Raw genomic sequence first — 11,555 nt, 5'->3', positions numbered from 1 at the left:
GCCAGGTGGCATCAACACCGTGTTACCGTCCCACACCTGGCAGTTGTCGATCGAGCGTTGGGGGATGCGTGGAACGCAGGTTCGCCGTGCGCGAGCAGTTGACGGGTGTGGTGCGAGCGGCGCTGGGTGCCGAGCACCGGCTGGTCGATGTGCTGCGGCTTCGGGGCGGCACCAAGAAGGGTGTGTACCGGCTCGTTCTCGACGACGGTTCGACCGCCATCGCCTATATCTGGGACGCGACCGAGAATTACTGGCCCGGTCTCCAGGTCGAGGATCACGCGGACGCGTTCTCGCCCGCTTCCGGTCTGGAGCTGTTCGAGGCCGCTCATCGGCGTCTGGAGGCCGCCGGGGTCCGGGTGCCACGGATCTATCTGGCCGACCGTGGCCGGGAGCTGTATCCGGCGGATGTCGCGGTGGTCGAGGACGTGCTGGGCGGCACCCTGGAGGCGCTGCTCCAGCGTGATCCGGCGGCGGCGGAGCCGGTTCTGGCGCGGCTGGCCGAGATGCTCGAGGTGATGCGGGGCCACACGGGGCCGGGTTTCGGCAAGGTGGCCCTGGTCGACGGTGGCGGGGTGGCCACGGGCCGGTCGTGTGAGCAGGTGGTCTTCGAACGAGCGCTCGTCGATCTCGAGGAGGGCGCCGCGCGGGAGCCGCGGCTCGCGGCCGCTCGTGATCGGCTGGAGGGGGTGCTCCGCGAACTGGCGGCGGGGGTGCGGCCGCGCTCGGCGCACGTGCTGGTTCATGGGGAGCTGGGGCCGGATCATGTGCTGGTGGACGGCGATGGGCGGCCGGTGCTGATCGATATCGAGGGGCTGCTGTACTTCGACGTCGAATGGGAGCACGCGTTTCTGCGGCTGCGCTTCCACGAGGATTATGCGCCGCTGAGCTGGGACGGGCTGGATGAGCGGCGAATGTCGTTCTACACGCTGGCGATGCGCCTGTCGCTGGTGGCCGGGCCCCTGCGGTTGATCGAGGGGGATTTTCCGGGGCGGGAGGCCATGCGGGGGATCGCCGAGCACAATCTGCAGCAGGCGCTGGCCTTCGTCGGCGGGTGAGGTGTCACGCGGACTTGTCGTGGCGTTCCGGTCGCCGGTCGGGGTGGTCACGGGGCACCAGGGTGGGGTTGACGTTGCCGAGCACGGTGTCGCGGTCGATGACGATCCTGGCCACGTCGTCGCGCGTCGGCATTTCGTACATGAGGTTGAGCAGCACTTCTTCGAGAAGGGCGCGGACGGCTCTGGCGCCGGTGCGGCGGGCGAGCGCCTGGTCGGCGATGGCGGCGATGGCCTCCTCGGTGAATGCGAGCTCGATGCCGTCGAGTTCGAAGAGCCGCTGATACTGCTTGACGATCGCGTTGCGTGGTTCGGTGAGGATCCGGGTGAGCGCGGTCCGGTCCAGCGGGTGGAGGGTGGAGATCACCGGCAGCCGGCCGACGAGTTCGGGGATGAGGCCGAAGGTCAGCAGGTCGGCGGGAGTGGCGTGGGGGTCGGGGGCGGGTTTCCCGGTCGTCGTGAAGCCGCTGCTGTTGTGGCCGGTGCGTTGCTCGATGATGTGGTCGAGGCCGGTGAAGGCGCCGCCCGCGATGAACAGCACGTTGGTGGTGTCGATCTGGAGGACTTCCTGGTGGGGGTGTTTGCGGCCGCCTTGGGGCGCGACGCTGACCGTGGCGCCCTCCAGGGTTTTGAGCAGTGCCTGCTGGACGCCTTCGCCTGAGACGTCGCGGGTGATGGACGGGTTGTCGCTCCTGCGGGTGATCTTGTCGATTTCGTCGAGGTAGACGATGCCTGTCTCGGCTTTGGCGATGTCGTCGCCGGCGGCCTGGATGAGCTTGAGGAGGATGGTCTCGACGTCTTCGCCGACGTAGCCGGCCTCGGTGAGCGCGGTGGCGTCGGCCATGGCGAAGGGCACGTCGAGCATTCTGGCCAGGGTCTGGGCGAGGTGGGTCTTACCGCTGCCCGTAGGGCCGATGAGCAGGATGTTGGACTTGCCGAGTTCGATGTCCTCGGTGTGGCGGATGCGTTTGTAGTGGTTGTAGACGGCGACGGCGAGCGTTCTCTTGGCGGCGTCCTGGCCGATGACGTAGTGGTCGAGACGTTCGTGCATGTCTCGTGGTGTGGGCAGGTCGCGGGGCGGGGCGATCTCGTCGGCGTCGATGAGTTCGGTGCAGAGTTCGACGCATTCGTCGCAGATGCAGATTCCGGCGGGGCCCGCGATGAGCTTGCGGACCTGCTGCTGGGTCTTCCGGCAGAACGTGCATGTCGGCTGGTCGCGGACCACGGAGGTAGCTCCTCGATGATCAGAGGGTGACGGTCAGGGAGGACAGACGCCAGGTGCCGGGGTCGGGTGCGCGCGGCGCGGGCTCGGCGAGCGCGAGGCCGGGGTAGCGGCGGAGCAGGGTGGCGAGGGCGACTTCGGTCTGTACGCGGGCGAGGGCGGCGCCGATGCAGAAGTGCGGCCCGTGGGAGAAGCCGAGGTGCCCGGGTTGTCCGGCGGGCCGGGTGATATCGAAGCGGTCGGGGTCGGTGTAGGCGCGGGGGTCGCGGTGGGCGGCGGCGACGGAGGCGGTGACGGCGTCGCCCTTGGCTATGGGGGCGCCGCACAGGTCGACGTCTTCGCGGGCGTAGCGGGGGATCGTCAGCAGGGCGGGGCCGCACCAGCGGATGAGCTCCTCGATGGCACGGGGCATGAGGCCGGTGTCGGCGCGCAGCGCGGCGAGCTGGCCGGGGTGGGTGAGCAGGGCTTCGACGGCGTTGGCGATGAGGTTGGTGGGTGTCTGGCCGGCCATGACGAGGTGCCAGATGAGGGTGACGAGCTCGGTGTCGCTGAGCCGGTCGCCGTTCTCCTCCTGAGCGTGGATGAGGTCGGAGATCAGGTCGTCGGCGGGTTCCGCCCTTCGACGGGCGACGGCCGCCTTGGCGCCGTCGATGATGGCCGGGATGGCGGCGGCGAAGGCGGGGCCGGCGCTGGTGACGACGGTGGCGCCGTACTCGCGCCAACGGAGGCGGTCGGCCTCGGGGATGCCGACGAGCTCGCAGATGACGTCCATGGGCAGTGGCCGGGCGAAGCGCGTCATCAGGTCGACGGCGCCGTGGCCGGGCAGGTCGTCGAGGAGGGCTTCGACGATGGACGCGATGCGCGGGGCGAAGTCGGCGGCGCGGCGGGCGGTGAAGGCGGGTGCGGCGAGCCGGCGTAGCCGCAGGTGTTCGGTGCCGTTCATCTCCGCCATGGTGCGCATGTAGGGCAGGCAGTCTTCGGGGACGTCGGGGCGCATGAAGCTGTCGGTCCTGATCTCGAACCGGGGGTCGCCGAGCATCGTCCTGATGTCGGCATGCCGGGTCACGACCCACATGGGGCCGAAGCCGGGGACGCCCACGCGGGCGATGGGGGCCAGCTCGCGGGCGCGGCCATAGGCGGTGAAGGGGTCGCGGGACACGCCGGGGTCGGTGAGGTCGATCTGCGGAACGTCGCTGGTCACGCATCCTCCTGGAATTTCAGATGTTTAGATCAGATGATCTCATCATACGAATGGTGACGGTATCTTGGTTGCCGATGTACGGCAAACGCCGGAGCGAGGAGGACGATGGGCCGGCTCACCAGGGCAGAGACGCAGGAGCGCAACCGTGCCAAGGTGCTGGCCGCGGCCAAGGACGAGTTCGCCGAGCACGGTTTCCGGGACGCGAAGATCGACAGCATCGCCGAGCGGGCGGAGCTCACGCGGGGCGCCGTCTACTCCAACTTCCCCGGCAAGCGGGCGCTGTATTTCGCGATGCTGGCCGATCTGGCCGAGCGCGCCCCCGAGCCGCCGCACCCGGAGCCGGGCCTGACCGTGGCGGAGGCGCTCAGCGCGTTCGCGCGCGCGTGGGTGACACGGCTGCCCCTGGCCACCGACGATCAGTACGGCGCCGGCCGGCTCGGGATGGATCTGCTGCCGGAGGTAGGCGCGGACGAGCGGATGCGCCGGCCGTTCGCGCAGCTGATGATGTTGGACGCGATGTTGCTCGGGCTGGCTCTGGAACGGTTGCGCCCGTCCGCCGGCCGGCAGGTGCGGGTGGCGGAGATGGCGCTGACGATGCTGCACGGCGCGAGCCAGCTGGCGGCCGTGGCGCCCGGTTTCGTGGACCCGTTCAACGTGGTCAGCGCGTGTGAGCAGCTGGCGGAGCTGGATCTGGGTGACCGGTGGCCGCAGCCGTCGATCGTGCCGCAGGCGCGGGTGGTCGATGAGCGGTGGGCGCCGCCGGTGGCGGTGGATCTGGTCCGAGGCGAGCCGGTGGAGCTCGCCGGCGACGGGGTGGTGGCGGTGCTCGGGCTGCACCGGTTGTCGGCGGCGGAGGAGGCGGTGCGCGCCGCCGCGCCGGCGGCCGAGGTCACGGTCGTGCTGGTCACGGGGGTGGTGGACGAGCTGGCGCCGCTGGCCCGGCTGGTGATCGCCGACCTGCGTTCCTGCCTGCGTCAGGCTTTCCCCGCGGCGGCGTTGCCGCGACTGCGGGTGGTGTGCGACGAGTCGGGAGCGCTCGCGGCGGCGGCGGGCGTGCCGGCGGTCAGTGACGCCACCGAGACGGCGGTACGCGTGGCGTCCGGGCGGATCGTGACCCGGGCTGACGGCTACGGCGCCTGCCACGCCGCCGCCTCGGCCGGTCCGCCGTTCGAGCGGCACGAGCAGGAGTCCGCCTAGTCGACGTCAGGTCCAGGCGATGCCGCCTCTGGTGGGGACATCCGGACCGGTGGCTGTTCCACCCGGCGCAGCCCGAGCTCCCGGCGGATGTCGGCGGCCGGGCGGGCCCGCGCGCGGGCCGCGAGGTCCTCGAAGAAGACCATGTAGCCCATGCCCCTGAGCTCGGCCTCCTTGCGGATGTAGGGCTGCAGGATCCGCCAGAACTCCGGGATGCTCTCGCCGAAGAAGCTGAGGACCAGGTCTTCCGGCACCGTCCGATGGGCGATGAGCAGCCCGGCGTTGTCGAACAGGAACCCGACCTTCCGCACCGCGGCGCGGGCCGGTTCCGGCAGCCCCGTGACCCCGCCGTCCGGCGGATGGTCGGTGGCCAGCCGCTGGAAGATGAAATCACGGGCCTCGAACCATTCGGTGCTGCGCGCCTCCTGGAAGGTCCCCAGCACCACGGGCAGCAGGGCGTGCCGGGACACCGCGCGGGCCTGCCGTATCGACAGCGCGACCGCCGCCACTGCCGCGACCGCGCTGGCGAGGCTCACTAAGAGGGAAACGTCCATGGTCCCTTCGATACGCGTGCTTTCGCCGTTACGCCACTCCGCCCGGGCGGCGGCAAAATCGGTTGCCCCGTTCGGCGGCCGTCTGTTGTACTCCCGGCATCTGTCCGTCGATCCCAGGAGCCTGAAATGCGTGAAGCGTTCTTGTCCCCCTTTACGGCAATTGCCACCTATCTAGAGGACAGAACGCTTGATGCGAACGTTGAACTTGGGGATCTTGGCGCATGTAGACGCCGGTAAGACCAGCCTGACCGAGCGGCTGCTCCACGCCGCCGGGGTCATCGACGAGATCGGCAGCGTCGACGACGGCAGCACCCAGACCGACTCCCTGGCCCTGGAACGGCAGCGCGGCATCACGATCAAGTCCGCCGTCGTCTCCTTCGCCATCGGCGACGTCACGGTCAACCTGATCGACACGCCCGGCCACCCCGACTTCATCGCCGAGGTCGAACGCGTGCTGAGCGTGCTCGACGGCGCCGTGCTGGTCATCTCCGCGGTGGAGGGCGTGCAGGCCCAGACCCGCGTGCTGATGCGGACGCTGCAGCGGCTGCGGATCCCCACCCTGCTGTTCGTCAACAAGATCGACCGCCGTGGCGCGCAGGACGAGGGGTTGCTGCGGGCCATCGCCGAGAAGCTGTCGCCCGCGATCGTGGCGATGGGCTCGGTGCGTGACCTGGGCACCCGCGATGCCGCCTTCGCGCCGTCCGGGGCCGTCGACGCCGCCTTCACCGCGCGGCTGGCCGAGCTGCTGGCCGATCAGGACGACGCCTTCCTGGCGGCGTACGTCCATGACGAGACGGCCGTCTCCTACCGGCGGCTGCGCGGCGAGCTCGCGGCGCAGACCGGGCGGGCCCTGGCGCACCCGGTGTTCTTCGGCTCGGCGATCACCGGCGCGGGTGTGGACGCGCTGACCTCCGGCATCGCGGAACTGCTGCCCGCGGCCGCGTCCCAAGGCGACCCCGTCTCGGGCACGGTCTTCAAGGTCGAACGTGGCCCGGCGGGGGAGAAGATCGCCTACGTCCGGATGTTCTCCGGGACGGTACGCGTACGGGACCGGCTGCGGTTCGGCGGCGGGACTCGCGACAAGGAGGGCGGGGCCCGCGACAAGGAGCGCGGGGCCCCTGACAAGGAGCGCGAGGCCCCCGACAAGGAGAAGGTCACCGCGCTGAGCGTGTTCGACCAGGGTGCCGACGTCCGGCGTTCCTCGGTCACGGCCGGTCAGATCGGCAAGCTGTGGGGCCTGGCCGACATCCAGATCGGCGACTCGATCGGCGAACCGCGCCAGAGCCCCGGCCGCCACCACTTCGCCCCGCCCACCCTGGAGACGGTCGTCGTCCCCGCGAGCCCCGCCGAGCTGGGCGCCCTGCGCGTCGCGCTCGCCCAGCTCGCCGAGCAGGATCCGCTGATCGACCTGCGCCAGGACGACCTCCGGCAGGAGATCTACGTCTCGCTCTACGGCGAGGTGCAGAAAGAGGTCATCCAGGCGACGCTGGCCGCCGACTTCGGCCTCAAGGTCGCCTTCCGTGAGACGACCACGATCTGCGTCGAACGGCCGATCGGCACCGGCGCGGCGGTCGAGTTCAACGGCAAGGCGCCCAACCCGTTCCTGGCCACCGTCGGGCTGCGCGTCGAGCCCGCCCCGACCGGCACCGGCATGCGATACCGGCTGGCGGTCTCGCCCGGGGCGCTGCCGCTGGCCTTCCAACGGGCGGTCGAGGACACCGTACGGGAGACCCTGAGCCAGGGCCTGCACGGATGGCAGGTCACCGACTGCACGGTCACCATGACGCACTCCGGCTATTCGCCCCGGCAGAGCCACTCCCATGCCGTCTTCGACAAGAGCATGTCGAGCACCGGCGCGGACTTCCGCAACCTGACGCCGCTGGTCCTGATGAACGCGCTGAGGCAGGCCGGCACCAGGGTGCACGAGCCGATGCACCGCTTCACCCTGGAAGTGCCGGCCGACACGATCGGCACCGTGCTGCCGGAGCTGGCCCGGCTGCGCGCCGTGCCGCGCACACCGGCCATGCGGGGCGCGTCCTGCCTGGTCGAAGGGGACATTCCAGCGGCGCGCGTACACGAGTTGCGTCAGCAGTTGCCCGCGCTGACCCGCGGCGAGGGCGTGCTGGAGTCGGCCTTCGACCGCTACCAGCCCGTCTCCGGCGCGGTCCCGGTCCGGCCGCGCACGGACCACAACCCGCTGGACCGCAAGGAGTACCTGTTGCACGTCATGCGGCGGGTCTGAGTTGGGTTTCCGGCATCCGGGAAACGGCGTTCCGCCGCCGGTATGACGGAGGTCACCATCGGTCTCACTCGCCTACCGAAGGAGCCGGCCGATGTCGAGCATTCCCCGCGATCAGTGGTACGTCGCCGCGTACGGGCGTGAGATCGGCCGGGAGCCGTTCGGGCGCACCGTCTGCGGTGAGCCGATCCTGTTCTGGCGCACACGCGCCGGGGCCGTCACCGCCATGTCCGACCGCTGCGTGCACCGGCGCTTTCCGCTGTCCCAGGCGCCGAGCCGGGTGGTGGACGACCAGGTGGTGTGCGGTTACCACGGGTTCACCTACGGCGCCGACGGCGTTTGCGTCGCCGTTCCGGGCCAGACGCGGGTGCCCCGGACCGCGCGGCTGACCGGCTACCCGGTCGTGGAGCAGGACTCGTTCGTCTGGGTCTGGATCGGCGACCCGGCCAAGGCCGATGCCGCGAGCATCCCGCGGGCGCGATGGCTGGTCTCGCCCGAGTACACCACGGTGTCCGGGATGGAGCCGCTGAAGGCGCGGTTCGGGCTGCTGGTGGACAATCTGCTCGACCTCTCGCACGAGACGTACCTGCACGGCGGCTACATCGGCACCCCGGAGGTCGCCTCCACACCGATCACCACCGAGGTGGACGAGGAGGCCGGGATCGTCTACGTCAGCCGGCACATGGACGACGCGGAGTGCCCGCCGTTCTACGCCAAGTCCACCGGGCTGAGCGGGCGGATCATGCGCTGGCAGGACATCGAGTACACGCCGCCGTGCCTGTACAAGCTGCACTCGCGCATCGCGCCGCCCGGCGTCCTGCCCCGCGCCGACGGCAGCGACCCGGACGCCTTCCACGTCGAGGTCGTGTACGCCATCACGCCGGAGACCGAGCACACCACGCACGACTTCTGGGCCGTGGCCCGCGACTTCGCCCTCGACGACCAGGGCGTGTCGGACTTCCTGGCCGAGCAGAACCGTACGGTGGTGCTCCAGGACGTGGCCGCGCTCGACGTGCTGGAACAGGTGATCGCGGCCGAACCCCCCGGCTACCAGGAGCTGTCGATCAACATCGACACCGGCGGACTGGCGGCGCGGCGGCTGCTCGCCCGCCAGGCCGGGCAGAGCGCGTCCGGCCGGGTGTGACCGGCATGGCACCCGACCGCATGCTCACCGGCCGCGAGGTGCTGAGGGTGGTGTGGCTGCCCGGCAGCGACCTGCTGGAGGGCACCTGTCACTGCGGCGCCACGCAGGTCGCCGAGGGGCCGATCGAGGTGTGGGAGTGGCTGCTCGCCCACCCGATCGGCCATACGGCGCAGGCTATTGAAGGAGCGGCGCGATGACCGAGCGCAAACTGACCGCGCGAGGCACGGGAGCGGCGCGATGACCGAGCGCAAGCTGGTCGTGGACGCGCGCGGGCAGGCGGCCGACGGCGTCGTCGTCCTGGACCTGCGTGACCCCGCCGGCGCCGAACTGCCCGAGTGGACGCCCGGCGCGCACATCGACCTCGTTCTCGGGGACGACCTCGTACGCCAGTACTCGCTGTGCGGCGACCCGGCCGAGCGCACGACCTGGCGGATCGCCGTCCTGCGCGAGCCCGCCGGCCGGGGCGGCTCGGCGTACGTCCACGACGAACTCCACCCCGGCACGGCGGTCCTGGTCCGCGGACCGCGCAACCACTTCCCGCTCCACCCCGCGCCCCGCTACCTGTTCATCGCCGGCGGGATCGGGATCACCCCCATCCTGCCGATGATCGCCGCCGCCGGCGCCGAGTGGGAGCTCGTCTACGGAGGCCGCACGGCCGCGTCGATGGCGTTCGCCGGCGAGCTGCGCGCCCGATTCGGCGACCGGGTGACCCTACGGCCCCAGGCCGAGCACGGCCTGCTCGACCTCGACGCCATCCTGGAACGCACCCCGCCCGAGACCCTCGTCTACTGCTGCGGTCCGGCCCCGCTGCTGGCGGCCGTCGAGCGCCGCTGCGCGAACCGCCCCCTGCACGTCGAACGCTTCTCGCCCCAAGACCCCGGCGATCCCGTACGTACGGCGTCGTTCGAGGTCGAGCTGGCCCGCACCGGCCGCACGCTCACCGTCCCACCGGAGCGGTCGGTCCTGGAGGTCGTGGAGGAGGCGGGCGTACAGGTCCTATCCTCATGTCGTGAGGGGACGTGCGGCACCTGCGAGACCACCGTGCTCGCCGGCACGGTCGACCATCGCGACTCGCTGCTGACCCCCGAAGAGCAGGCGGCCCACGACACCATGTTCCTGTGCGTCTCCCGCGCCGCCTGCCCGAGACTCGTCCTCGAACTCTGACAGGGGAGCCACCGATGCCGACGGGCGAACGGACCGGGCCCGTGGTGGCACGCGCGCTGCAGATCCTCGGCGCGTTCACGCCCGACCGGCGCGCGCTGACGCTCAGCGAGCTGTCCCGGCACTCCGGGCTGCCGGTCTCCACCGTGCACCGGCTGGTCGCCGACCTGGTGGCCTGGGGCGCGCTGGAGCGGGACCCGGCCGGCTGCTACCACATCGGCCTGCGCCTGTGGGAGATCGGCTCGCTCGCCCCGCGCGGCCTCGGCCTGCGTGAGGCCGCCCTGCCCTACCTGGAGGATCTGTCGCAGGTCACCCGGGAGAACGTGCAGCTGGCCGTGCGGGAGGGCACCGAGGTGGTGTTCGTCGAGCGGATCGCGGGCAGCAAGGCCGTCCCGGTGCTCACCCGGGTCGGCGGCCGATTCGCGCTCACCGCGACCGGCGTCGGACTCGTGCTGCTCGCCCACGCCCCGGACGACGTGCGGGAACAGGTGCTGTCAGCGCCCATCAAAAGCTATACCGAATGCACCATCACCAACCCGCACCGGTTGCGCGCCGCGCTCGCCGACACCCGCGCCCGTGGTTACGCCGTCAGCGACCGGCAGGTGACCATGGACGCCGTGTCGGTGGCGGCGCCGATCCACGGCGCCGGGGGCGACGTCGTCGCGGCGGTGTCCCTGGTCGTCCACCACGGCAGCGTCTCGCCGCACGCGCTCGCCCCGCTGGTGCGCACCAGCGCCCGCGCCATCTCCCGCGCGCTCATGACCGCACGTCCGTAACCTGCGGGCTCATCCCCGCCTCCCTCTTCGGCCGCATTGATGTTGGGCACATCTTTGACTGCAGTCATTGAACTGCCCTACATTTGACCAAACACCGTCCTTCCTTGGGGTGACATGGTGGATCTGTCAGGAAAAGTGGCTGTTGTTACCGGTGCTGGTCGCGGCCTCGGTCAGGCGTACGCACGTGCTCTGGCGCGAGCGGGCGCGGCGGTCGTCGTCAACGACGTGGACACGGAGGCGGCCGGCCAGGTCGTCGAGGGCATCACCGCCGAGGGCGGCAGGGCCGTCGTGGCGGCGGGCGCCGTCGGGGGGACCCAGATAGCCCAGCGGCTGGTGGACACCGCCGTCAAGGAGTTCGGGCGGCTGGACGTCATGGTCACCAACGCGGGCATCCTGCGTGACCGCGTGCTGTGGAAGATGTCCGACGAGGAGTTCGACGCGGTCGTCGAGGTGCACCTGCGCGGCACGTTCAGCTGCGCCCGCGCCGCGGCCGTGCGCATGCGCGAGCAGGGGCAGGGCGGTCGCCTGATCCTCATCTCCTCTCCGGCCGGCCAGCGCGGGAACTTCGGCCAGACCAACTACGCCGCCGCCAAGGCCGGGATCGTGGCGATGGCCCGTACCTGGGCGCTGGAGCTGGCCCGTTCGGAGATCACGGTGAACGCCGTGGTGCCGGTCGCGGCCACCGAGATGACCAAGACCATCCCCGCCTTCGCGCCCATCCTGGAAAGGGGGGAGCCGTATCCCGACTGGGTGCGCAAGGACGAGGGGCTCGGGACGGTCGAGGACGTGGCCGGGCTCATCGTCTACCTCGCCTCGGACGCCTCCGCCGGGGTCACCGGGCAGGCCATCGGCGTCGGCGGCGACAAGCTGGCCCTCTGGTCGCATCCGGCCGAGAAGGCCGTGGCGTACGCGGACGGCGGGTGGAGCGCCGACGCCATCGCCGCCTCCTGGCACACCACGGTGGGCGCCGAGCCGGAGACGTACGGCATCCCCGCTCCCAAGGGGGCCTGAG

Annotated in this window: 11 protein-coding genes; 8 read left to right on the top strand and 3 right to left on the bottom strand. The window is 71.0% G+C overall.

Annotated elements, in window-relative coordinates; translation table 11 throughout:
• Positions 1-68: 68 nt before the first annotated feature.
• Positions 69-1,055 carry a phosphotransferase gene (locus ACGFNP_RS53360; RefSeq protein WP_358321446.1) on the top strand — a complete coding sequence of 329 codons (987 nt, stop codon included), beginning with the start codon at positions 69-71 and terminating at the stop codon, positions 1,053-1,055.
• Positions 1,056-1,059: 4 nt separating this feature from the next.
• Here the strand turns inward: ACGFNP_RS53360 and clpX are convergent, their stop codons facing one another.
• Together clpX and ACGFNP_RS53350 are read right to left on the bottom strand one after the other, a co-directional pair.
• Positions 1,060-2,277, bottom strand: coding sequence for an ATP-dependent Clp protease ATP-binding subunit ClpX (gene clpX, locus ACGFNP_RS53355; RefSeq protein WP_393331664.1), 1,218 nt, complete (start codon positions 2,275-2,277; stop codon positions 1,060-1,062).
• Positions 2,278-2,296: 19 nt separating this feature from the next.
• Positions 2,297-3,475 (bottom strand): cytochrome P450, encoded by a 1,179-nt coding sequence (locus ACGFNP_RS53350; RefSeq protein WP_393331661.1) that lies wholly within the window; start codon positions 3,473-3,475, stop codon positions 2,297-2,299.
• Positions 3,476-3,580: 105 nt separating this feature from the next.
• On the opposite strand from ACGFNP_RS53350, the gene ACGFNP_RS53345 reads away from it, so the two are divergent.
• Entirely contained in the window at positions 3,581-4,672 is a 1,092-nt protein-coding gene (locus ACGFNP_RS53345; protein ID WP_393331658.1) for a TetR/AcrR family transcriptional regulator, read from the top strand.
• Here the strand turns inward: ACGFNP_RS53345 and ACGFNP_RS53340 are convergent.
• Complete coding sequence (locus ACGFNP_RS53340) at positions 4,669-5,223, bottom strand: hypothetical protein (protein ID WP_393331655.1); 555 nt, start codon at positions 5,221-5,223, stop codon at positions 4,669-4,671. The two genes, ACGFNP_RS53345 and ACGFNP_RS53340, sit on opposite strands and share 4 nt — an antisense overlap.
• Before the next feature lie 190 nt (positions 5,224-5,413).
• On the opposite strand from ACGFNP_RS53340, the gene ACGFNP_RS53335 reads away from it, so the two are divergent.
• From ACGFNP_RS53335 to ACGFNP_RS53310, 6 genes are all read left to right on the top strand, one after another.
• Positions 5,414-7,465 (top strand): GTP-binding protein, encoded by a 2,052-nt coding sequence (locus ACGFNP_RS53335; protein ID WP_393331652.1) that lies wholly within the window; start codon positions 5,414-5,416, stop codon positions 7,463-7,465.
• 91 nt (positions 7,466-7,556) lie between these two features.
• The gene (locus ACGFNP_RS53330) at positions 7,557-8,606 is read left to right on the top strand and encodes an aromatic ring-hydroxylating dioxygenase subunit alpha (RefSeq protein ID WP_358321430.1); all 1,050 of its coding nucleotides are present in this window, start codon (positions 7,557-7,559) and stop codon (positions 8,604-8,606) included.
• 5 nt (positions 8,607-8,611) lie between these two features.
• On the top strand, positions 8,612-8,803 hold the full coding sequence (locus ACGFNP_RS53325; RefSeq protein ID WP_358321427.1) for a hypothetical protein: 192 nt from the start codon (positions 8,612-8,614) through the stop codon (positions 8,801-8,803).
• A 40-nt stretch (positions 8,804-8,843) separates the two neighbouring features.
• On the top strand, positions 8,844-9,770 hold the full coding sequence (locus ACGFNP_RS53320; protein WP_358321424.1) for a PDR/VanB family oxidoreductase: 927 nt from the start codon (positions 8,844-8,846) through the stop codon (positions 9,768-9,770).
• Positions 9,771-9,784: 14 nt separating this feature from the next.
• Positions 9,785-10,543, top strand: coding sequence for an IclR family transcriptional regulator (locus tag ACGFNP_RS53315; RefSeq protein WP_393331648.1), 759 nt, complete (start codon positions 9,785-9,787; stop codon positions 10,541-10,543).
• A gap of 135 nt (positions 10,544-10,678) precedes the next feature.
• Positions 10,679-11,554, top strand: a complete 876-nt coding sequence (locus ACGFNP_RS53310) for an SDR family oxidoreductase (protein WP_393331644.1) — start codon at positions 10,679-10,681, stop codon at positions 11,552-11,554.
• Position 11,555: the final 1 nt, after the last annotated feature.

The sequence above is a fragment of the Nonomuraea sp. NPDC049269 genome (assembly GCF_043197155.1).
Lineage (GTDB): Bacteria > Actinomycetota > Actinomycetes > Streptosporangiales > Streptosporangiaceae > Nonomuraea.
Note: the sequence above shows the minus strand (reverse complement) of the source record. Positions and strands in the feature narration are given on the sequence as shown.

Coding starts and splice junctions, on each gene's coding strand:
- ACGFNP_RS53315 (WP_393331648.1), top strand. CDS start 9,785: ATGCCGACGGGCGAACGGACCGGGCCCGTGGTGGCACGCGCGCTGCAG.
- ACGFNP_RS53325 (WP_358321427.1), top strand. CDS start 8,612: ATGGCACCCGACCGCATGCTCACCGGCCGCGAGGTGCTGAGGGTGGTG.
- ACGFNP_RS53340 (WP_393331655.1), bottom strand. CDS start 5,223: ATGGACGTTTCCCTCTTAGTGAGCCTCGCCAGCGCGGTCGCGGCAGTG.
- ACGFNP_RS53335 (WP_393331652.1), top strand. CDS start 5,414: ATGCGAACGTTGAACTTGGGGATCTTGGCGCATGTAGACGCCGGTAAG.
- ACGFNP_RS53330 (WP_358321430.1), top strand. CDS start 7,557: ATGTCGAGCATTCCCCGCGATCAGTGGTACGTCGCCGCGTACGGGCGT.
- ACGFNP_RS53345 (WP_393331658.1), top strand. CDS start 3,581: ATGGGCCGGCTCACCAGGGCAGAGACGCAGGAGCGCAACCGTGCCAAG.
- ACGFNP_RS53320 (WP_358321424.1), top strand. CDS start 8,844: ATGACCGAGCGCAAGCTGGTCGTGGACGCGCGCGGGCAGGCGGCCGAC.